This window comes from Christiangramia sediminicola (assembly GCF_031344135.1).
Classification (GTDB): Bacteria; Bacteroidota; Bacteroidia; order Flavobacteriales; family Flavobacteriaceae; genus Christiangramia; species Christiangramia sediminicola.
Genome location: NZ_JAVJIU010000003.1, coordinates 1 through 20,546 on the forward strand (window position 1 = coordinate 1; position 20,546 = coordinate 20,546).

Genomic DNA, 20,546 nt, shown 5'->3' on the forward strand with positions numbered 1-20,546 from the left:
CCAAATTAAAATTGAAAAAAATTTAATTATTTTTTTAACCCTTTTTACTCGGTATCGCCTACTCTCAGTACTTTCAGTGAACTTACGCCTTGCTCTCAAAGCGGCTGCAAATATACACCCCTTTTTTTATTACAACCAAAATAATCTTCAGGTTTTTTAAGGGGAAATTATGATTTAAATATAAAAGACTGATCGCCAGAAGCTGAAGTATGAAATTATTTGCTCCTTTTTTTCGCTGATCTGGATTTATTCCACTTATCACTAAGATCAAGGTATTCAAAATCCAAAGCGCTCGCCTGCCTTTCTAAAATATTATCTCTAAAAGAACGCTGTAAAATATCCTCTATAAGGAAGTCTTCCTGGTCAGATTCCGGATGATATTCCTCCTTTAAGGAAATATCAAACATACTCGCAGTAGTATTATACCAGAAAGCCCTCCAACCGCTTTTCAATTCTCTTACCAGTTCGAAGGTTGTAATTCCGGTTTGTCGGTGAATAAGCTTAACAAGAATCTGCCCTTCTGTCCTGGTTAGTTTTTTTAACTCGGCAGAAAATTCATCTTCAATATAATCCTGGACTATTTTGGTGTATTTCTTTCTTTCACGCCTGGACTTGATATGATCTAACCTTGAATTTAATTCCACTAATCTTTCAGAAGCCAATTTTGCATAAGGATATACCTTCCGCGTCTTTCTCCTTAATATAAGGTAGCGCTTTCTATCATTATTACTATCAAAACTCAACTTACGTAATAAAACCACCTCCTCAAGATCTATTGCTTCCCTTGGAATGGAATCTCCGGCGATAATCATATACCGTTTTTCGATAGAATCATTTTCAATGGTATCCCTTTCTTCAGACTCTTTAACCTGTCCGAAACTTATGAATCCCATTAAAAGCACTATTATGTAAAGATTTCTTTTGATCACTAACTGTACAATTTCGAGTATTTCTGAAATGAATTTTACCAAAATCATTCCAAAATTAATCATTAGCAAGTTGTTACCAATCTAAATTTTTTAAATTCGTGAAAATTAAATTGAATAATGAAGAAAAGCGAAGTACTTGACAAAAAATCATTAGAGTTTCTAGAGGCTTATCTAAATAATGCTGCACCAACAGGATATGAATCTGAAGGACAGAAATTATGGATGGAATACCTGAAACCTTACGTAGACGAATTTATAACTGATACCTATGGTACTGCTGTTGGTGTTATCAATCCTGAAGCAAAATACAAAGTTGTTATTGAAGGTCATGCTGACGAAATTTCCTGGTATGTAAATTACATTAGCGATGAAGGTCTTATATATGTAGTTAGAAATGGAGGTAGTGATCACCAGATCGCAGCTTCCAAAAGAGTGAATATTCATACTAAAAAAGGTATAGTAAAAGGAGTATTTGGATGGCCTGCAATTCATACTCGTGATAAAGAGAAAGAACAATCACCAAAAATGGACAATATCTGTATAGATGTTGGATGTAATAATAAGGAGGATGTTGAAAAACTTGGTGTACATGTTGGTTGTGTAATAACATATCCAGATGAATTCTTTGTTCTGAATGAAAATAAGTTTGTTTGCCGAGCTCTTGATAATCGAATAGGTGGATTCATGATCGCGCAGGTAGCGAGACTTTTGAAGGAGAATAAGAAAAAACTACCCTTCGGACTTTATGTTACGAATTCAGTTCAGGAAGAGATTGGACTTAGAGGTGCTGAAATGATCACTCATAGAATTCAACCAAACGTGGCGATTGTTACTGATGTAACTCATGATACCACTACTCCAATGATAGAGAAAAAGACCAATGGTTTGAATAAGATTGGAGACGGACCTGTGATTTCATATGCGCCAGCAGTTCAGAATAAACTTAGAGAACTTATTATAGATACAGCAGAAGACAAGAAAATCCCTTTCCAAAGGCATGCTTCTTCAAGATTTACAGGAACAGACACCGATGCGTTCGCTTATAGTAACGGCGGAGTACCTTCTGCATTGATCTCTTTACCATTAAGATATATGCACACCACCGTTGAAATGGTTCATCGTGACGACGTAGAAAATGTGATCAATCTTATTTACGAATCTCTACTTAAAATTAAGGAAGGAGATAGCTTTAGCTATTTCGATTAGATTCAACAGCACATAAATTATTGTTAAACTCCCTGAAATCAGGGAGTTTTCTTTTTTAAGAGATGAATTTTTCACAAATATTTAAATACCAACCGTTAGTTTTCAGCTTATCTTTAAATAAAAAATTATGACCCTGTCGCCTGATGATGTTGAAGTGGTGATGACCGATACTCACCAAGCCGTAAAACTGGCTAACTTAAGATACGTTTCTGAAAACCATTTGTCCATCGAAAGAAAAAAAGTGGGACGTGGTTTTGCTTATTATAAAAAAGAAGAAAAAGTATCAGATGCTAAAACCCTGGAACGGATCAAAAAACTGGTAATTCCACCTGCATGGAAAAATGTTAGAATTACCCATTTACCAAATGGACACCTCCAGGTAGTAGGAAGAGATGAAAAAGAGCGTAAGCAATACATGTATCATCCCACCTGGTCTGAAATTCGTAATCAGACCAAATTCTTTAAGATGACTTCTTTCGGAAAAATGTTGCCTAGGATAAGGAAACAAGTTGAAGAAGATCTTAACCTGAAAGGTATGCCAAAGCGTAAAGTTCTTGCTCTGGTGATTCGTTTGATGGAAGAGACACATATACGAGTTGGAAATCATTACTACGCTAAAAAGAATAAAACCTACGGGCTATCCACTTTTAGAACAAAACACGTAAAAACTTTTGAGGATGGAATCAAATTTGAATTTATTGGTAAAAAAGGAAAAGAACATTCTATTACCGTAGAGGATCCTCGATTAATTGATCTTATTAACCAGTGTGAGGAAATTCCGGGTTGGGAGCTTTTCAAATTCTATAATGAAGATGGGCAAAAACAAAGTATCAATAGCGAAATGATCAATGAATATATTCATGAGATTAGTGGAGATATATTCTCGGCAAAAGATTTCAGAACCTGGTCTGCCACTAAAATATTTTTTGAAACATTGATTGAAAAAGGTTTTGTGGAAGATGAGAAAGAGAATAAAAAAAATATCCTGGAAGGTTTTGATGCTGCAGCAGAAGGTTTAGGTAATACCAGAGCCGTTTGTCGTAGCTACTATGTTCATCCAAAGGTAATTGAGACTTATGAAACCGGAGAAATAGTGCCTTATTTCAAAAAAGTAAAAACTGAAGATGCTCCAACTTATGCACAACTTTCAGAAACTGAAAAGGCAGTGCATAAACTAATTAAAGATTACAAAATAGAAATTGAAGATTAATAAAATTAGATATTTGTCATAAATCAGATAAATTTGATTTATGACGAATTCTATTGCTTCAAGAATTGCTGATTTTCTAAGCAACTTCCCTCCTTTCTCTCTCCTGGAGAAGAATCAACTTGATCTTATTGCCAGTGAAATCAAGGTTATGTATTTTGAACAGGGGCAAACGATCTTTGCCCGGGATGAAAGTGTCCATGATTATTTTTATATCGTTCAAAAAGGCGCAGTAGATCTGCAAAAAATGAATGATAATCAGGAGCCGGAAACTATTGATAAATGTGACGAAGGAGATGTTTTTGGTTTACGTCCGCTGTTTGCAAAGGAAAATTACCAGATCAATGCGATCACAGATGAAGAAAGTGTTATTTACGCTATTCCTTTAAATGTTTTTAAACCCTATGCAATCAGTAATCCTCACGTTGGGAATTTCCTGATGGAGAGCTTTGCTTCAAATACCAGGAATCCCTATTCCAATGAACATAAGGGAAAACTCATCTCAGACGAAGAAGATATCAGTTTTAAAAAGGAAGCACTTTTTGAACTTCAACCAATACCCATCGTCAAGAAAATGGTAACGGTTTCACCCGACACCAGTATTCAGAAATCGGCCATTTTGATGAGCAACAGAAGAGTTGGTTCAGTTATCGTAGTAGAAGATCAAAAGCCAGTTGGAATTGTAACCGATGTTGATTTTAGGGAACTTGTAGCTACAGGAAAACTTCCTATACAAAATTCAATTAGTGAGGTAATGAATTCTCCCGTGATCTGCTATTCAAAGAATTTAACTATTGCACAGGCACAACTTACTATGATGAAGCATAATATAAACCATATATGCATCACAAAAGATGGAACCCCAAATACCAAGGTAAAAGGTATTGTGTCTGAGCACGACATCATCGTATCACAGGGTAATAATCCTGCGGTTCTAATGAAAGCGATCAACAGGGCAAGTAGCACAAAAAAACTTAAAAGGATCAGGAATAAAATAATGATCTTATTGAATGGTTATTTAAAAAGTAATATTCCGCTTACACACATATCAAATATCATCTTTGAATTAAATGATGCTACCATCAAGCGAACTATAAAAAGATGTATTGAAAAAATGGATACTCCTTTGCCTGCAAAATTTGCCTGGATGTCGCTTGGAAGTCAGGGAAGAAAGGAGCAATTACTACATACAGATCAGGATAATGCCCTGATATTCGAAGATGTACCCGAGGAAAAACTTGAGGAAACCCGGGCCTATTTTTTAAAACTCGCTACCAAAGTCACCAAAAGACTTAATATTATAGGTTATGAATTCTGCCCGGCAGAGATGTTGGCCAGAAATCCAAAATATTGTCTTTCAGAAAGCGAATGGAAGGAACAATTTTCTCAATGGGTCACAACTTCGGGAAATGATGAGATCTTATTGTGCCAGATATTTTTTGATTTCGATATTTCATATGGTGAAGTAAAACTGACCAATTCCATTTCTGATCATATTTTTGATATCCTAAAAGGAAACAGAAACTTCCTGAACAGGTTGGCTGCGCAAGCCTTAAGAAACCCTTCGCCTCTTGGATTCTTCCGGCAGTTCCTGGTAGAACAGGACGGTGAGAGGAAAGATCTGTTTGATATTAAAAAGAGAGGTATTATGCCTTTAACTGATGCTGCAAGGTTGCTAATTCTGGAACATCGTGTAAAAAATATTAGCAATACTTCAGAAAGGTTTGAGAAGCTGGCGCAACTGGAACCGAATAACAAAGAGATCTATCAGGCTTGTGCTTATTCTTCCAGAGCATTAATAAAGTTCAGAACTAAACAGGGTCTAAAGCATAAGGATAATGGAAGGTTTATAAATCTTGAAGATCTAAGCAAAGAGGATAAGATCAAACTAAAGCGTTGTTTCAAAACAATTAAAGAAATTCAGGAATTCATTAAGGTTAGATTTGAAACTACCTATTACTTATGATCAGAAAATGGTTTAAAAAAGAATCGATAGACCCAGATCTTCCTTACTTCTGGCAGAATTACTCCAAAAGTTTTGAAGAGAAACTATCTGATAAAATATCAGACGTACGTTTTGTAGTATTTGATACTGAAACTACAGGATTTGATTACGAAGAAGACAGAATTCTAAGTATTGGAGCTGTTAGGGTAGAAAATAGGAGTATTGAGATCAGTGATAATTTCGAGGTTTTTCTCAATCAAAAAAAGTTTAATCCCGAAACGGTAAAGATTCATGGTATCATTCAAAATGAAAGGTTCGAGAAATTATCTGAAATCGATGCTATAAAGAAATTCCTGAGCTATATTCAGAATTCAGTTTTAGTTGCCCATCATGCCGGTTTCGATGTCAAAATGGTAAATAAGGCATTGAAAAGAAACGGTCTTCCAAAACTCAAGAATAGTGTATTGGATACATCAGTCATGTACAAAAAAACCAGGATACTTACAAATCTGATTGATCAAAATAAAGAATATACCCTTGATGAAATTGCGGAAGCTTATAATATTGAAACTACTGACAGGCACACAGCATCTGGTGATGCCTTTATAACTGCCATAGCATTCATGAAACTTTTGAATAAGCTGAAAACAAAAGAACTTACTACTAAAAATTTATTAAAAGGGAAGTATTAAAAAACCCTCTTGAAAACAAGAGGGTATATAAAAATAAAGATTTAGCCTTAAATTTATTCTAGAAAATTATTAATTTCTGCCTCGGTGATATTTTTATTTTTATCTAAAAAATCAACCATAGCTAGGGTCTTTGCATATTTCTTTTTACTACTACCCTTTAAATCCAGTAACTCATATTTTCCATTATCCAAAGAGATATAATAATCCATTCTCACCTCAAACTTACCATTCTTATAGTAGTCATTTTGGTGCCCTTCAATATTGCCTTCTATCAAATTCAAACCAGGAATACCTATTAAATGTAAATTATCATCATTATAAAATTCCGCATAATAGTTTGTACTTCCAGGGATATTATCACCTTCAGCAGTTACTTTATATTGATAATCATTTACTTTAAATACAACATCCCGAGCGATTGGCATCTCCAAAACCTCATTCGAAGCTTTATCTTTCTTTATATGTAATGCATCTGAAACGAGATTATACCGTACTAAAACCTTTTCAGATTGGCCTTTATCATTTACTGCTATACTTTCGACAAAGTCCTTTTCAAAGTAAGGTGAACCCTTATAAGTATAATATTCACTCTCATTAGATGGAATTTCAAGACGTGGGATAATATCTGTCCCATCGTATACACTCCATACGTTATTCTGCTGACTTATAACATTGGCCGATATTAATAATGCAATTAAGATTGTAAAATTTTTCATATTGATCATTTTTCGATTATTAAATCATTTTAAATTTTCATAATACTTTAATAATGAAACGACATCATCGGCCTTTTTGATCTTAAGATCTGCAACATACCTTGCCATTTCTGGATTTTCAAATAAACTCGATAATTGCCTCGGACGAAAGTTAACCTCCTCAAAATCTCCACCATTAATGGAGAGATAGTATTTCATTTCAACTTTAAAATTTGCGGGAATATCATCCTCATAACCAGTTTTTGCTTTTACTTTCGAATTGAGATCTAATCTCGGAACTCCAATAAAGTGACTTTTCGATCCCTTGTAAAAACTTGCGTAGTAATTCGTAGAAGCAGGTATATTAAGATCAGGATCATTCAACATATAAGTGTAATCTCCCATTTCATAAAAGATGTCTGAAACTGGTGGCAACAAAAATAATTTAGAACTCTGAGGTCTTAATTTTAAAACAACTACATCCTGTACTGCATTATACCTCATTAATAAATTTTGAGATTGTCCTTCACTATTTCTAACTACACCCTGAACAAATTCTTCTTCGTAAAATGGAGATCCAGTATAACTTTCAGGTTCAGCAGGACTGTAGGTAGCTAAAGCTCCATTTAAAAAGTTCTGGGCATTTATAGAAAATGCAACAAATAAAAATGTTAATGTTAAAAGATGTCTCATTAAATTTAGTTTTGAGATTAAGGATTCAATTTCTGAAGATTACTTCGAATCGTAAAACTTCAACATAGCAATCACGTCATCTTCAGTTTTTATCTTTTTATCATCAAAGTAATCTTCCATTTTTTCTGAATCAAAAAGATCTTCAAGGTCTTTTTCTTTAAGTCTTACTTCTTGAAAAGGTTTACCATCAACAGAGATATAATAAACCATTTCTACCTTCATATGAGCAGGCTTATCTTGTTGATAACCGGTGCTGGCAACTTTTGCCGGAGTAATATCTGCCACTGGTTGACCAACAAATTTTGATTTTTCACCATCATAAAATTTCGCGAAAAAACTTTCATTATAACCTTTCGTAGTTTTCAAACCATCAATGAAATAGGTATAATCACCAAAGTTATAAGTTATAGATCTTTTTTTAGGCAATACATATTCTTCTTCGCTTTGCGGATTTGGTCTCAAAACAACAATATCCTCAACCGCATTATATCGCATTAACATTTCGACTTGACGAGTATCATTATCTATTACTTTTCCCCATACAAAGTCTTTTTCGTAAAATGGAGACCCAGTAGCCTTCTCTGGTTCTTTTACCTTTGTAAATATTTGCATTCCATTATTTTCGACATCCTGGCTTACCTGAGCATTTGCTTGGTACCCAACCATAGCTAAAAACAATATACCTAAAACTGTGTTTTTCATAATTTGATTTGATTTATTAACTTTTAATTATCAATAACGGTGCCGAATAAATATTACAACGCACCTTTTATTATATTTTCTACTACTTCTGGGTTTAGAAGTGTTGAAGTATCACCTAAATCTGAAGTATCCCTGGAAGCGATCTTTCTTAAAATCCTTCTCATAATCTTACCACTTCTTGTTTTTGGAAGGCCTTCTACGAATTGTATTTTATCAGGCTTGGCAATTGGCCCAATTTTATCTGCTATCTGCTGATTGATCTCTTTTCTAAGATTATCCTGATTTCTTGATTCACCAGATTCTTTCAAGATAACAAATCCATAAAGCGCATTTCCTTTCACTTCATGCGGAAAGCCTACAACTGCCGATTCTGCCACTGCAGGATGCTCATTGATAGCATCTTCAATAGGTGCTGTTCCTAAATTATGCCCGGAAACAATGATCACATCATCTACTCTACCGGTAATTCGGTAGTATCCGGTTTCATCTCTTAAAGCTCCATCACCAGTAAAATATTTATTTTCAAAAGCAGAAAAATATGTATCTCGGTATCGATCGTGGTTGCCATAGATAGTTCTCGCCATAGATGGCCATGGGAATTTTATACATAATCTACCATCTACCTGATTTCCTTTGATCTCTTTACCTTCTTCATCCATTAAAACAGGCTGAATTCCCGGAAATGGCAGAGTTGCAAATGTTGGTTTGGTTGGTGTAGCAAATGGTATTGGAGAGATCATGATCCCGCCGGTCTCTGTCTGCCACCAGGTATCAACTATCGGACTTTGATTTTTTCCAATATTATTATCATACCAGTGCCATGCTTCTTCATTGATAGGTTCTCCAACAGTTCCAAGAACTTTTAGTGAGGAAAGGTCATATTTATCTACGAATTCAAGATTTTTTTTGGCTAATGCTCTAATTGCCGTTGGAGCCGTATAGAACTGGTTCACTTTATGCTTTTCAACTATTTCCCAGAATCGACCAAAGTCAGGATAAGATGGAACACCTTCAAACATTACCGTTGTCGCTCCATTAAGCAACGGGCCGTAAACTATATATGAATGCCCGGTAATCCAGCCAATATCGGCAGTACACCAATAAACGTCATCATTCTGATAATTGAAAATATTCTTAAATGTGTAAGCTGAGTAAACCATATACCCCGCTGTAGTATGAAGCATTCCTTTCGGTTTTCCTGTAGACCCTGAAGTGTATAAAATAAAAAGCGGATCTTCAGCATCCATGATTTCTGGTGTACAATCATCAGAGGCTTTATCCATCAGAGGCTGCAACCATTTATCACGACCATCCTTCATATTTACATCAGAGCCGATCCTTTTTGCTACAAGTACAGTCTTTACGTCTGGGCAATCCTCCAACGCTTTGTCCACGATTTCCTTAAGATCGATAGTCTTGTCTCCTCTATACGATCCATCTGAAGTGATCATCATTTTACAATCGGCATCCAGAGTTCTGGTTGCCAATGCTGAAGCTGAAAAACCTGCGAAAACAACCGAATGGATCGCGCCAATTCTTGCACATGCTAAAACCGCATATGCCAATTCCGGGATCATAGGTAAATAGATACATACTCTATCTCCTTTTTTAATTCCATTATCTTTTAGAACATTGGCAAATTGATTTACTTTTTTATGTAGCTCCTTAAAACTTAAATGTTGGGCTTCCTCCTTAGGATCGTTTGGCTCCCAGATTATAGCCGTTTTATCACCCTGGGCGAGCATATGTCTGTCTATACAATTCTCAGTAATATTTAATTTTGCATTTTCAAACCATTTCACTTCCGGTTTTGAAAAATCCCAACTAAGTACATTATCCCATTTTTTTCTCCATACGAAATGTTCTTCGGCGATCTCCTGCCAGAAATTTTCCGGCTCTCTTACAGACTTTCTATACACCTGAAAATATTCTTCCAGGTTCTTAATGTGATAATTACTCATAATTGAAGTTGGTTTAAATAAAAAAAGACAAAACCGGCTGAACCGGTTATGCCTTTAAAAATATTAAATCGTATGGAATCAAAAAAGAGAAGTCGAGTTAAAAGCAATTTATTATTCTAAATTTGATAGAATAGTTCATGCTTTTATGATAATCAGATAAATTTTCTCGATTTTAAATATGTTTCTACATTTTTCTGAATTCTGGATTCGATATTAGAAACATCAGCTTTATTGAATTTTTCACCGGTTATATTCTCGTATAATTCGATATATCTTTCAGACACTGATTCAATATACTCATCGCTCATTTCCGGAACCGATTGCCCTTCTAATCCCTGGAAACCATTTGAAATTAGCCATTGCCGAACGAATTCCTTGGATAACTGCTTCTGAGCCTCTCCTTTCGCCTGTCTCTCTTCGTAGCCATTCTTATAAAAATATCTTGAAGAATCTGGAGTATGGATCTCATCGATCAGCACAATTTCACCATCACTTGTTTTTCCGAATTCATATTTCGTATCCACAAGAATAAGATCTTGCTTTGCTGCAATCTCGGTTCCTCGCTGAAATAACTTCCTGGTGTAATCTTCCAGTTTTAAATAATCTTCTTCAGAAACTATTCCTCGCTTTATTATATTCTCACGTGAAATATCTTCATCATGATCACCGTGCTCCGCTTTAGTAGCAGGAGTGATAATAGGTTCAGGAAATTTATCGTTTTCTTTTAAACCTTCAGGCATGGAAACTCCGCATAATTCTCTTTTTCCCGCCTTATATTCCCTGGCTGCATGGCCAGACATATACCCTCGAATAACCATTTCCACCTTAAAAGGCTCGCATTTCTTACCAACAGCAACATTAGGATCTGGAGTAGCTTCCAGCCAGTTCGGAACAATATCGCTGGTCTTCTCCATCATCTTAGTAGCGATCTGATTCAGGATCTGGCCTTTATATGGAATCCCTTTTGGCATGACTACATCAAAAGCTGAAAGTCTATCTGAGGCGATCATAATTAATAGATCGTCTTCCATTGAATATACATCTCTAACCTTCCCTTTATAAACCGATTGCTGTCCCGGGAAATTGAAATTTGTTATGGTTATCGTATTACTCATAAAGAGCTTATTCGTTTATTATTCGTTGTGTTCAATTGTTTTGTAAGCGGCAATGATCTTTTTCACCAATCTGTGACGAATCACATCCTTATCGTCCAGGTAAACCATTCCAACTCCTTTGACATCCTTAAGCACAAGAAGCGCTTCTTTAAGTCCGGAAATAGTCCTTCTAGGAAGGTCAATTTGTCCTGGATCGCCCGTGATCATAAATTTAGCGCTCTTACCCATCCTGGTTAGAAACATTTTCATCTGAGCATGGGTAGTATTTTGTGCTTCATCCAGAATAACGAAGGCATGGTCTAAAGTACGACCACGCATAAATGCTAAAGGTGCGATCTGGATAACTCCCTTTTCAATAAAAACTTCCAGTTTTTCATGAGGGATCATATCTCTTAAGGCATCATATAAAGGCTGCATATAAGGATCCAGTTTTTCCTTAAGGTCACCGGGTAAAAAACCAAGATTTTCGCCAGCTTCAACCGCAGGCCTGGTAAGGATAATTCTTTTGACTTGCTTTTCTTTTAAAGCTTTTACTGCTAGTGCAACCCCTGTATAGGTCTTACCTGTTCCGGCCGGGCCTATGGCGAAAACCAGATCGTTCTTCTTTGAAAGCTCTACAAGCTTGCGCTGGTTCGCAGTTTGGGCCTTAATAACCTTACCACTAATACCGTGAACGATGGTCTCTCCACTCTCTTTCGAACTTTCATAATCCTGCTCACTCTCACTCGTTAAAACTCTTTCGATGGTATTTTCATCGAGTTTATTGTATTTCCCAAAATGATCCATCAGCATTGAAAAACGTTTGTCGAATTCTTCCAGCATTTCCTCATCTCCAAAGACACGTATCTTACTACCCCTGGCGACGATCTTTAATTTTGGAAAGTACTTTTTTAAAAGTTCAATGTGTTCATTCTGTTGCCCGAAAAATTCTCTAGGGCTAATTTCTGAGAGTTCAATAAGAAGTTCGTTCAAAAGCTATGGTTTTTAAGATGAAGCATTGTAGATTTTCAGGTCATTTTTATTTGCCCTTCGCATTTCATTATCCTAATTTTGAAACCGAAATTATGGTATTTTTTACCTTTTAGCCTAAGCGAATCACTAAAAATAAAATTATATTCGCCTTCTATACAAACTTAAGGAAAATTACCAGTCTCAGATTAAAAAAATATTAACAATCGCCTATGGCAATCATTACTTTAACGACCGATTTCGGGGAGAAAGATTATTTCGCTGGTGCGGTTAAAGGTGCAGTCTATAGTGAGCTAAGTGATGTTAGAATTGTTGATATTTCCCATTCTGTTTCCCCTTTTCATATTAGTGAGGCAGCCTATATTATTAAGAACGCTTATAAGAGTTTCCCTAAAGGAAGCATTCATATTATTGGTATAGATTCTGAATTGACCCCGGAAAATAAGCATCTTGCAGTAAAACTGGATGAGCATTATTTTATTTGTGCTAACAACGGAATTCTTTCTCTCCTGGCTTCAGAAATAAGACCGGAAAAAATCGTGGAGATCAACATTCATGATAAGATACAGACCAACTTTCCAGTGCTTGATGTTTTCGTGAAAGTTGCCTGTCACATTGCTCGCGGCGGCACCCTGGAAGTAATAGGTAAAAGCGTTAGTGAAATACGATATCTCAAACAGTTTGAGCCGATTATAAATTCTGAAAAAGATCAGATTCTTGGTCATGTTATTTATGTTGATAACTATGGAAATGTCATCACTAATATTTCCAGAAAACTATTCGATAATGTTGGTAAGGGTCGAGAGTTTAAAATTAGCGCCAGGAATGTAAATTTCAACACCATTTATGAAACCTATAGCCATGCTATTAATTTTGATGTTGAAAAAGAAAACCGGAAAGAAGAAGATGGTAAAAAACTGGCGGTATTCAATTCGGCAGGATATATAGAACTGGCTATTTATAAAAGTAATCCTAGTACGGTAGGAAGTGCGGCAAGTTTGTTCGGACTTAAATACCTGGATACGATAACAGTAAACTTTGAGTAGATGTTTGTAAGAATAGTGAAAATGGGATTTCAGCCTGAAAAGATCGATGAGTTCCTTGCGAATTTTGAGCAGAACAAGGACAAGATAAGACGTTTTGAAGGTTGTAAGTTTTTAGAACTCTATCGAGGTAAAGACAATACAAACCAGTTTTTCACGTATAGTTACTGGAAAGATGAAGAATCTCTGGAAAACTATAAAAATTCTGAACTCTTTAAAAACGTCTGGGCGAATACAAAAGTGCTTTTCAATGAAAAGCCTGAAGCCTGGAGTGTAGATAAATTAGTGACTTTGGAATAACAGAAATGTTAGCAATACTGAATAAAGAAATACAATCCTTCTTTTCATCCCTTACGGGCTATCTCGTAATTGGACTATTCCTTATTGCCTGCTCATTTTTCCTCTTCGTATTTTCCGGCGGTTATAATATTCTGGACAGCGGTTTTGCCGATCTGAAACCATTTTTCAATCTGGCACCCTGGATCTTTCTTTTCCTGATCCCTGCAATTTCCATGAAAAGTTTTGCTGATGAAAAGCGAATGGGAACCATGGAAATCCTATTAACCAAACCTATCGGACTCTGGAAACTTATTACAGGAAAATATCTGGGAGTTCTTTTCCTGGTTATATTAGCCATCATTCCAACACTTCTTTACGTATTGAGTATTAGTCAACTTGGACGCCCTGTAGGCAATTTTGATGTTGGAGCTACCATAGGTTCTTATATTGGATTGATCTTTCTTGGTGGATGTTATTCTGCTATCGGAATTTTCGCTTCCAGTTTATCTTCAAACCAGATAGTTTCATTCTTACTGGGAGTTTTTCTATGCTTTATTTCTTATTATGCTTTTGAAGGCCTGGCAGAAACCAACATTTTTGGCACTTCTAATTATATCCTTGAATCTTTCGGAATCAGTTTTCATTATAAAAGTATAAGCCGTGGAGTAGTTGACTCCAGGGACATTGTATATTTTCTAAGTTTGATCTTCCTATTCTTAAAACTCACAGAGATCAATCTTTCAGGAACCAGGAACACGAGATAATGAATAAACAGAACAAAATAAAATCTCTTCTTATTTTGCTGGTTATTCTTGTAGCCGCCAACTTCCTTGCTTCAGAAGTTTACTTCAGGTTCGATCTAACTCAGGATCAACGCTACAGTCTCTCCCCCGCCGCAAAAAAAATCGTAGCAGATATTGAACAGCCTGTGATTTTCGATGTTTTTCTTGAAGGTAGTTTTCCTTCAGAATTCAGAAGATTGCAGAATGAGACCAGGCAAATGCTGGAGGAATTTTCGGCCTATAACCGAAATATTAAATTCAATTTTGTAGATCCGCTTGAAGAAGGTGGTGATGCCAATGCTATCGCTGAAGAATTCTATAAGATGGGAATGACTCCGGCGCGGTTGAATGTTCAGGAAAATGGCAAGAATAGTGAAAGTATCATCTTTCCCTGGGCGATCGCGAATTATGGAGATAAGACCGTAAAGATCCCATTACTAAAAAATCAGATCGGGGCGACCGATGAAGAAAGAGTGAATGCATCAGTGCAACAACTGGAATATTCGCTGGCCGACGGTTTAAGCAAACTAATCTATCCTCGTAAAAAGAAGATCGCGGTAATGCGCGGAAACGGTGAATTACCCGATGGTCAGATCGCCGACTTTATAAAGACCATTCAGGAATATTATTTTATGGCTCCTTTTACTTTGGATTCTGCTGCGGTAAATCCGCAAAGAACTCTGGAAGACCTAAAACAATATGACCTGGTACTCGACCCGAAACCAACTAAGGCCTTTTCTGAAAATGAAAAATATGTACTGGATCAATATTTAATGAATGGCGGAAAAATGCTCTGGCTGGCGGAAACTACCAATATGGAAAATGATAGTCTATTCAATCAGCAGGGAACGGCCATCGCATTACCTAGAAATCTAAATCTTGGAGACTATTTTTTCTCTTACGGTGTACGTATAAATCCTGAATTGGTGAACGACCTCTACTCTGCCCCGATCATTCTGGCAAGCGGTAACGGACAAAATACAAGATTCAATCCATATCCTTGGTTCTATAGTCCTTTAACGAGTTCTCCTAATGAGCACCCGATTATCAACAATATCGAAGCGGTGAAGTTTGAATATGCCAACCCGATAGATACTTTGTCGAACAACATCAAGAAAAGCATTCTGCTTAGCAGTTCACCAAGGACAAAACTCGAAGGTGTTCCAGCCCAGATAAGCCTCGATATGGTTGGCGATAAACCAGACATGAATGAGTATACTGCTGGCGAACAACCTCTGGCAGTTTTGCTTGAAGGAAATTTCAAATCGGTTTACAAGAACCGGGTAAAACCTTTTCAAATTTCAGCTCATAAAGACCAGGGAGTAGAATCAAAAATGCTGGTCATCTCAGATGGAGATGTGATAAAAAATGACATTCAGGGAGGAAAACCAATGGAACTCGGTTTTCAGCGGTATACCGGTAATATTTACGGAAACAAGGAATTTCTTCTGAATGCCGTCAATTATCTACTGGACGACACTGGACTGATAGATATTCGTTCCAAAGAGATCAATTTAGCATTCTTAGACAAGGAAAAAACAGCTGAGCAAAGAGAGCAATGGCAACTAATTAATCTTGCCGGCCCAATCCTTCTCCTTCTAATTTTCGGTATTGGTTTCAGATTCTACCGAAAGCAGAAATATGTAAAGTAAAGCTTCCGCAGAATGTACTTGAACATTCAATGTGCACATATTAACAATTTTCAATAGCTTAATTTTCACAACACCTTATTTTACAAGATTTTAAATGTATTTTATCAATCAAGTCTGTTAATAAAAACTCGCTGAACAACCCGTTATTTTTGACTTATTAAAATATATTTGTAATTGATTCAAAATAAATCAATAAAAGCCGATGAAATTTATTGTATCCAGCAACTATCTGCTGAAACAGCTACAAATACTTGGAGGGGTAATCAACAACAGTAATACATTACCAATATTAGACAATTTCCTTTTCGATCTTAACAATGATGAACTAACGGTTTCTGCTTCAGACCTTGAAACAACGATGTCTGCGAAACTTAAGGTCGAGTCAGATTCTGAAGGAAAAATTGCCGTTCCTGCGAAGTTACTTTTAGACACGCTGAAGACCTTTCCAGAGCAACCACTAACTTTTGTAGTTGAAGATAACAATACTATAGAATTGAGTTCTAACCATGGTAAATATGCGCTTGCGTATGCCGATGGTGAAGAATTCCCGAATCCGGTAGAGCTTGAAGATCCAAGCAGTACCATTGTTGAAGCTGATATCCTGGCTTCTGCAATTTCTAAAACAATTTTCGCTTCAGGAAATGATGATCTTAGACCGGTAATGAGTGGAGTGTTTTTCCAATTCTCTGAAGACGGACTTACTTTCGTTGCCACAGATGCTCACAAATTGGTAAAATATTCCAGAGAAGATATAAAAGCGAACCAGGCTGTCGAATTTATCATGCCTAAGAAACCTCTGAATCTTTTAAAAGGAATTCTTGCAGGAAGCGAATCTGAAGTATTGATCGAGTACAACGATTCTAACGCAAAGTTCACTTTTGACGATACTCAATTGATCTGTAGATTGATCGACGGGAAATATCCAAATTACGAAGCGGTTATTCCGAAGGAGAATCCAAATAAACTAACTATTGAAAGAAACCAGTTTTTGAGTTCTGTAAGAAGGGTTTCTATTTTCTCTAATAAAACAACTCACCAGGTAAGATTGAAGATCGCCGGTGCCGAGCTTAATATTTCTGCCGAAGATGTAGATTACAGTAACAAGGCTGAAGAGCGTTTAACCTGTTCTTACCAGGGAGATGATATGCAAATTGGTTTCAACTCAAGATTCCTTATTGAGATGTTAGGTAACCTTACGGCGGATGATGTGATGCTTGAAATGAGTTTACCAAACAGAGCTGGAATTCTTACTCCTGTAGACGGATTGGATCCGGGAGAGAAAATCACTATGCTTGTGATGCCGGTTATGCTTAACAGCTAAAAAATACAATTATATTATAAAAAAGCCCGTTCAATATTTTGAACGGGCTTTTTGTTACTAATTAAAAAAAACCAACTACTAAAGCATTCTATTTTAGAAACTGTATCGTCAATGGGTAATATGGCATTTCTCCATTACTCACTTTTATCGCATTCATAATTGGTAGAATTAACGCTACTAAACCAATAATGATCAATAAGATGATCCCCAATCCTAATAATATTATTAAAGGAATACATAAGATGGAATAAATGAACAGGCTTATCTGAAAGTTCAATATCATTTTTCCGTGCATATCCATACCCGCAACTTTATCTTTCTGTGTTAGCCAGAGCACCAGCGGCACTATAAATCCTCCAATTCCGGTTACCAGATCTAGTAATTGACTAAGATGGGTAATCACTAACAATTGTTTGTCTTCTCTCATTATTAAAATTTTGATGGTTATTGATGGTTATTGATGGTGTCTATATAAAAGACGAGGCAAATTGAGGTTTGTTACAGAATTAGGCTCAGCAATGATTTCTTTTATAAATTTGCCACATGAAATTGAATGATACTATTGTTGCCCTTGCCACACCATCAGGCGCCGGTGCTATTGCCGTAATTAGAGTTTCAGGACCAGACGCGATCAAGATCGTTGCTCCGCTATTTAAAGCGAAAAGTAAAAAAGATCTTGCTGAGCAGCCCACTCATACTATTCATCTCGGAAATGTTATGGACGGCGAAAGAACGATCGATGAAGTGCTGGCGTCGATTTTCAGAGCTCCGAAATCTTATACTGGAGAAGAAACAGTGGAATTGTCCTGTCATGGAAGTCCTTATATTCAGCAGGAGATCATTCAATTATTGATTAGAAAAGGATGTCGTTCTGCGGAAGCCGGAGAATTTACCCTTCGCGCCTTCCTAAATGCAAAAATGGATTTGAGTCAGGCAGAAGCCGTGGCCGATTTGATCAATTCTGAAAATGCTGCCTCTCACCAGATGGCCATGCAGCAAATGCGTGGAGGATTTTCAAATGAAATCGCTAAGCTTAGAGAAGAATTGCTGAATTTCGCTTCGCTAATCGAACTGGAACTGGATTTTGCTGAAGAAGATGTGGAATTTGCCAATAGGGATCAATTCAGAGACCTGGTTTCGAGAATACAAACCGTATTAAAAAGGTTGATAGACTCATTTGCGACCGGAAATGTTCTGAAAAACGGAATTCCGGTAGCTATCGTTGGTGAACCTAATGTTGGAAAATCCACATTGCTGAATGCTCTACTGAACGAGGAACGAGCAATCGTTTCCGATATCGCCGGAACAACAAGAGATACCATTGAAGATGAAATGAGTATTGGCGGAGTTGGTTTCCGTTTTATAGATACCGCTGGAATACGTGAAACCAAAGATGTGGTGGAAAGTATCGGTATTAAAAAGACCTTTGAAAAGATCAGTCAGGCGCAGGTAGTAGTTTACCTTGTTGATAGTTCTCAGATTGCAGTAAATAGAGAAAGACTTCAGGAAATACGTATTGAAATTGAAAAGATCAAAAATAAATTTCCACAGAAGCCATTATTGATCATCGCCAACAAAACCGATCGTTTAGCTGAAGAAGAAGTCGAGAATTTAAAAACTAAGCTCGAAGATATTTCCAGTCATGCTGAAAGAGCAGAATTCCTACTTTTATCTGCAAAAACGAACCTTGGAGTTGAAGAACTAAAGGAAAGGCTTCTTGAATTCGTAAATACCGGCGCTCTTCGAAATAGTGATACGATCGTTACCAATTCAAGACATTATGCAGCTCTTTTAAAGGCATTAGAAGAAATCAACAAAGTAGAAGACGGATTGAATGCCGATCTTTCGGGAGACCTGTTGGCAATCGATATTCGTCAGGCTTTACAACACTTTGGTGAAATCACGGGAGAGATCACTAATGATGATCTTTTGGGGAATATTTTTGCGAACTTCTGTATTGGGAAATAGATTAAAGAGACTTTCGTCTACTTTCCACTACTTTCCTTTATTACCAGCATTTTAAAGAGAATCCATTTGCACTTTCGAAGAGTTTTGTAGTATATTGGGTACTTCAAATGTACTGCACTTATAAAATATGTGGTACAAACGTACCTCATTATGAAAATATCTCTCAAAAAGCGCAAGTTAAAAAGTGGAAAAATCAGTCTTTCTATAGAATACTATAAAGGTTCAGAAATAACTACCGAAGGGAAAAGAAGACATATACGTGATAATGAAAATCTAAAAATTTTTCTATTTCAACATCCTAAAAATGCTGTCGAAAGAAAAGAGAATAAGGAAAATCTAGTGCTAGCTAAGAAAATTCTATCTATAAGAGAAGCTGAATATTATCAAGGCAGGTTTGATCTTAAGAATTCAACTAAATCACAAAGGTGTTTCCTTGACTATTTTGAAGAGAAAGCTGAAGAAAAATATAATAGCCCAAAAAATTATGGAAACTGGACCGCTACCCTACTCCATTTAAAAAGATGTATTTCTTCTAAAACAACCTTTGAAGAGATTGATGAACAATTTGTAAAGAAGGTTAGAAATTATTTTGATAATGACGCCTACACTAAAAGCCAGCTACCTCTCTCTCTAAATTCAAAATATTCATATTTCAATAAGTTTAAAGCTGCATTAAGATCAGCTTATGATGAAGGTTATTTATCTATTAATTATGCATCGAAGGTCAAGTCTTTTGAGCAAGCTGAAAGCAAAAGAGAGTATTTGACTTTTGAAGAACTTCAAAAATTAGCTAACACCGAATGTAAATATCAGGTCTTAAAGTCAGCTTTTCTTTTTTCTTGTCTTACAGGTCTAAGGTGGTCTGATATAAATAAGTTAACCTGGAATGAAGTTAGAGAAGAAGGAGAATCAAGTCGTATAAATTATACTCAACAGAAAACTGATGGTGTTGAATACCTTTACATTTCCAAACAAGCTAGAGATATTTTAGGTAAACGTATGGCTCCTTTTGATAAGGTTTTTACAGGCTTAAAATACTCGGCTGTTTATAATAATGAAATTGTACGGTGGTGCAATCGGGCAGGCATATCAAAACATATAACTTTTCACAGTGCACGTCATACAAATGCAGTTCTATTGCTTGAAGCTGGAGCAGACATTTACACTGTTTCAAAGCGACTTGGACATAGAGAAATTAGGACCACTGCTATTTATGCGAAGATAGTAGATCAAAAAATGAAAGAAGCTTCTAATCTCATACCTACAATCAAATTTTAATGAAAAAATTATACTCTATCTCCATTTTATGCGGATTGATAATCTCTCTCCTTGCTAATACATATCGATCCAAAGATTTTTACGATATTATATTCATATTCATGGTTAT

The 20,546-nt window shown here is 36.2% G+C and carries 19 protein-coding genes; 11 read left to right on the forward strand and 8 right to left on the reverse strand.

The window, feature by feature from the left end:
• Positions 1-215: 215 nt before the first annotated feature.
• Positions 216-893 (reverse strand): DUF4294 domain-containing protein, encoded by a 678-nt coding sequence (locus RE431_RS07395; protein ID WP_309561944.1) that lies wholly within the window; start codon positions 891-893, stop codon positions 216-218.
• A gap of 153 nt (positions 894-1,046) precedes the next feature.
• Between RE431_RS07395 and RE431_RS07400 the strand changes: the two genes are divergently transcribed.
• The 4 genes from RE431_RS07400 (at position 1,047) to RE431_RS07415 (ending at position 5,979) form a co-directional block, all read left to right on the forward strand.
• On the forward strand, positions 1,047-2,135 hold the full coding sequence (locus tag RE431_RS07400) for a M42 family metallopeptidase (RefSeq protein ID WP_309561335.1): 1,089 nt from the start codon (positions 1,047-1,049) through the stop codon (positions 2,133-2,135).
• A gap of 127 nt (positions 2,136-2,262) precedes the next feature.
• Complete coding sequence (locus tag RE431_RS07405) at positions 2,263-3,345, forward strand: DNA topoisomerase IB (protein ID WP_309561336.1); 1,083 nt, start codon at positions 2,263-2,265, stop codon at positions 3,343-3,345.
• A gap of 40 nt (positions 3,346-3,385) precedes the next feature.
• Positions 3,386-5,308: a DUF294 nucleotidyltransferase-like domain-containing protein gene (locus RE431_RS07410; protein WP_309561337.1), complete on the forward strand. Its 1,923-nt coding sequence runs from the start codon at positions 3,386-3,388 to the stop codon at positions 5,306-5,308.
• Complete coding sequence (locus RE431_RS07415; protein WP_309561338.1) at positions 5,305-5,979, forward strand: 3'-5' exonuclease; 675 nt, start codon at positions 5,305-5,307, stop codon at positions 5,977-5,979. Before RE431_RS07410 ends, RE431_RS07415 begins: the two co-directional genes overlap by 4 nt.
• Positions 5,980-6,032: 53 nt before the next feature.
• Here RE431_RS07415 and RE431_RS07420 read toward each other — a convergent pair whose 3' ends face one another.
• The 6 genes from RE431_RS07420 to RE431_RS07445 form a co-directional block, all read right to left on the reverse strand.
• On the reverse strand, positions 6,033-6,695 hold the full coding sequence (locus tag RE431_RS07420; RefSeq protein ID WP_309561339.1) for a hypothetical protein: 663 nt from the start codon (positions 6,693-6,695) through the stop codon (positions 6,033-6,035).
• A 24-nt stretch (positions 6,696-6,719) separates the two neighbouring features.
• Entirely contained in the window at positions 6,720-7,367 is a 648-nt protein-coding gene (locus RE431_RS07425) for a hypothetical protein (protein WP_309561340.1), read from the reverse strand.
• Between the two features lie 39 nt (positions 7,368-7,406).
• Positions 7,407-8,069 (reverse strand): hypothetical protein, encoded by a 663-nt coding sequence (locus tag RE431_RS07430; RefSeq protein ID WP_309561341.1) that lies wholly within the window; start codon positions 8,067-8,069, stop codon positions 7,407-7,409.
• Between the two features lie 53 nt (positions 8,070-8,122).
• Entirely contained in the window at positions 8,123-10,030 is a 1,908-nt protein-coding gene (acs, locus tag RE431_RS07435) for an acetate--CoA ligase (RefSeq protein ID WP_309561342.1), read from the reverse strand.
• A 152-nt stretch (positions 10,031-10,182) separates the two neighbouring features.
• Positions 10,183-11,145, reverse strand: a complete 963-nt coding sequence (locus RE431_RS07440) for a phosphoribosylaminoimidazolesuccinocarboxamide synthase (RefSeq protein ID WP_309561343.1) — start codon at positions 11,143-11,145, stop codon at positions 10,183-10,185.
• Between the two features lie 18 nt (positions 11,146-11,163).
• The gene (locus RE431_RS07445) at positions 11,164-12,117 is read right to left on the reverse strand and encodes a PhoH family protein (protein ID WP_309561344.1); all 954 of its coding nucleotides are present in this window, start codon (positions 12,115-12,117) and stop codon (positions 11,164-11,166) included.
• 209 nt (positions 12,118-12,326) lie between these two features.
• On the opposite strand from RE431_RS07445, the gene RE431_RS07450 reads away from it, so the two are divergent.
• From RE431_RS07450 to dnaN, 5 genes are all read left to right on the forward strand, one after another.
• Complete coding sequence (locus RE431_RS07450; RefSeq protein ID WP_309561345.1) at positions 12,327-13,160, forward strand: SAM hydrolase/SAM-dependent halogenase family protein; 834 nt, start codon at positions 12,327-12,329, stop codon at positions 13,158-13,160.
• Entirely contained in the window at positions 13,161-13,457 is a 297-nt protein-coding gene (locus RE431_RS07455; protein ID WP_309561346.1) for a putative quinol monooxygenase, read from the forward strand.
• A gap of 5 nt (positions 13,458-13,462) precedes the next feature.
• Positions 13,463-14,200, forward strand: a complete 738-nt coding sequence (gene gldF / locus RE431_RS07460) for a gliding motility-associated ABC transporter permease subunit GldF (RefSeq protein WP_309561347.1) — start codon at positions 13,463-13,465, stop codon at positions 14,198-14,200.
• Positions 14,200-15,870, forward strand: a complete 1,671-nt coding sequence (gene gldG, locus RE431_RS07465; RefSeq protein ID WP_309561348.1) for a gliding motility-associated ABC transporter substrate-binding protein GldG — start codon at positions 14,200-14,202, stop codon at positions 15,868-15,870. Before gldF ends, gldG begins: the two co-directional genes overlap by 1 nt.
• A gap of 202 nt (positions 15,871-16,072) precedes the next feature.
• Complete coding sequence (gene dnaN / locus RE431_RS07470; RefSeq protein WP_309561349.1) at positions 16,073-17,191, forward strand: DNA polymerase III subunit beta; 1,119 nt, start codon at positions 16,073-16,075, stop codon at positions 17,189-17,191.
• Positions 17,192-17,279: 88 nt separating this feature from the next.
• Here dnaN and RE431_RS07475 read toward each other — a convergent pair whose 3' ends face one another.
• A complete protein-coding gene (locus RE431_RS07475) occupies positions 17,280-17,618 on the reverse strand; it encodes a DUF4870 domain-containing protein (RefSeq protein ID WP_309561350.1) in 339 nt (112 codons plus the stop codon).
• A gap of 116 nt (positions 17,619-17,734) precedes the next feature.
• Between RE431_RS07475 and mnmE the strand changes: the two genes are divergently transcribed.
• Positions 17,735-19,159, forward strand: coding sequence for a tRNA uridine-5-carboxymethylaminomethyl(34) synthesis GTPase MnmE (mnmE, locus tag RE431_RS07480; RefSeq protein WP_309561351.1), 1,425 nt, complete (start codon positions 17,735-17,737; stop codon positions 19,157-19,159).
• Between the two features lie 150 nt (positions 19,160-19,309).
• On the forward strand, positions 19,310-20,437 hold the full coding sequence (locus tag RE431_RS07485) for a tyrosine-type recombinase/integrase (protein ID WP_309561352.1): 1,128 nt from the start codon (positions 19,310-19,312) through the stop codon (positions 20,435-20,437).
• The last annotated feature ends 109 nt before the right edge of the window (positions 20,438-20,546 follow it).

Bases quoted from the DNA above. Each gene is read 5' to 3' on its own strand.
- RE431_RS07395 (WP_309561944.1), bottom strand. From the start codon at position 893: ATGGGATTCATAAGTTTCGGACAGGTTAAAGAGTCTGAAGAAAGGGAT.
- RE431_RS07400 (WP_309561335.1), top strand. From the start codon at position 1,047: ATGAAGAAAAGCGAAGTACTTGACAAAAAATCATTAGAGTTTCTAGAG.
- RE431_RS07405 (WP_309561336.1), top strand. From the start codon at position 2,263: ATGACCCTGTCGCCTGATGATGTTGAAGTGGTGATGACCGATACTCAC.
- RE431_RS07410 (WP_309561337.1), top strand. From the start codon at position 3,386: ATGACGAATTCTATTGCTTCAAGAATTGCTGATTTTCTAAGCAACTTC.
- RE431_RS07415 (WP_309561338.1), top strand. From the start codon at position 5,305: ATGATCAGAAAATGGTTTAAAAAAGAATCGATAGACCCAGATCTTCCT.
- RE431_RS07420 (WP_309561339.1), bottom strand. From the start codon at position 6,695: ATGAAAAATTTTACAATCTTAATTGCATTATTAATATCGGCCAATGTT.
- RE431_RS07425 (WP_309561340.1), bottom strand. From the start codon at position 7,367: ATGAGACATCTTTTAACATTAACATTTTTATTTGTTGCATTTTCTATA.
- RE431_RS07430 (WP_309561341.1), bottom strand. From the start codon at position 8,069: ATGAAAAACACAGTTTTAGGTATATTGTTTTTAGCTATGGTTGGGTAC.
- acs (WP_309561342.1), bottom strand. From the start codon at position 10,030: ATGAGTAATTATCACATTAAGAACCTGGAAGAATATTTTCAGGTGTAT.
- RE431_RS07440 (WP_309561343.1), bottom strand. From the start codon at position 11,145: ATGAGTAATACGATAACCATAACAAATTTCAATTTCCCGGGACAGCAA.
- RE431_RS07450 (WP_309561345.1), top strand. From the start codon at position 12,327: ATGGCAATCATTACTTTAACGACCGATTTCGGGGAGAAAGATTATTTC.
- RE431_RS07455 (WP_309561346.1), top strand. From the start codon at position 13,161: ATGTTTGTAAGAATAGTGAAAATGGGATTTCAGCCTGAAAAGATCGAT.
- gldF (WP_309561347.1), top strand. From the start codon at position 13,463: ATGTTAGCAATACTGAATAAAGAAATACAATCCTTCTTTTCATCCCTT.
- gldG (WP_309561348.1), top strand. From the start codon at position 14,200: ATGAATAAACAGAACAAAATAAAATCTCTTCTTATTTTGCTGGTTATT.
- dnaN (WP_309561349.1), top strand. From the start codon at position 16,073: ATGAAATTTATTGTATCCAGCAACTATCTGCTGAAACAGCTACAAATA.
- RE431_RS07475 (WP_309561350.1), bottom strand. From the start codon at position 17,618: ATGAGAGAAGACAAACAATTGTTAGTGATTACCCATCTTAGTCAATTA.
- mnmE (WP_309561351.1), top strand. From the start codon at position 17,735: ATGAAATTGAATGATACTATTGTTGCCCTTGCCACACCATCAGGCGCC.
- RE431_RS07485 (WP_309561352.1), top strand. From the start codon at position 19,310: ATGAAAATATCTCTCAAAAAGCGCAAGTTAAAAAGTGGAAAAATCAGT.